The following is a 1,025-nucleotide window of genomic DNA, read 5'->3' on the forward strand; positions in this document are numbered from 1 at the left end:
GCCGCCTTCGGGCGTGACCCACACGATGTTCTGCGTCGGGTCCTTGATGTCGCAGGTCTTGCAGTGCACGCAGTTCTGCGCGTTGATCACGAGGCGCTCGCCGCCGTCGTCGTTCTTCACGAACTCGTACACCGCCGCCGGGCAGAAGCGCGCCTCCGGCCCCGCGTACGTGCGCAGGTTCACGTTCACCGGCACGCTCGCGTCCTTCAGCGTCAGGTGCGCCGGCTGGTTCTCCTCGTGGTTCGTGTTCGAGATGAATACCGACGACAGCCGGTCGAACGTCAGCTTGCCGTCCGGCTTCGGATACGCGATCGGCTCGCACTGCGACGCCGGCTTCAGCATCTCGTGGTCCGCGTGCTGGTGATGCAGCGTCCACGGCACGTTGCCGCCCATCACCTTCTGCTCGAGCCCCACCATCAGCGTGCCCAGGTACAGGCCCTTGGCCATCCACTGCTTGAAGTTGCGCGCGCGGTACAGCTCCGTGTACAGCCACGATTGCTTGAACGCGTCCGGGTACGCATTGAGCTCGTCCGACTGGCGGCCGGCCTGCACCGCGTCGAATGCGGCATCGGCGGCCAGCATGCCGGTCTTGATCGCCGCGTGGCTGCCCTTGATCCGCGACGCGTTCAGGAAGCCCGCGTCGTCGCCGATCAGCGCGCCGCCCGGGAACACCGTCTTCGGCAGCGACAGCAGGCCGCCGGCCGTGATCGCGCGCGCGCCGTACGACACGCGCTTGCCGCCTTCGAGGAACGCGCGGATCGACGGATGCGTCTTGTAGCGCTGGAATTCCTCGAACGGTGACAGGTACGGGTTCGTATAGCCCAGGCCCACCACGAAGCCGACCACCACCTGGTTGTTGTCCATGTGATACAGGAACGAGCCGCCGTACGTGTCGGACTTCAGCGGCCAGCCGGCCGTGTGGATCACGAGGCCCGGCTTGTGCTTGGCCGGGTCGATTTCCCACAGTTCCTTGATGCCGATCCCGTACGCCTGCGGATCGGCGTTCGCGTCGAGCTTGAACTTCG

At 66.1% G+C, this 1,025-nt stretch carries 1 protein-coding gene; it reads right to left on the bottom strand.

The genetic code is table 11. From position 1 onward, the window contains the following. Positions 1 to 1,025 (bottom strand): electron transfer flavoprotein-ubiquinone oxidoreductase (locus AP428_RS34280; protein ID WP_082409487.1); only part of this gene is annotated, 1,025 nt, incomplete at both ends.

It is taken from the genome of Burkholderia sp. E168m22, assembly GCF_001319805.1.
Classification (GTDB): domain Bacteria; phylum Pseudomonadota; class Gammaproteobacteria; order Burkholderiales; family Burkholderiaceae; genus Burkholderia; species Burkholderia orbicola.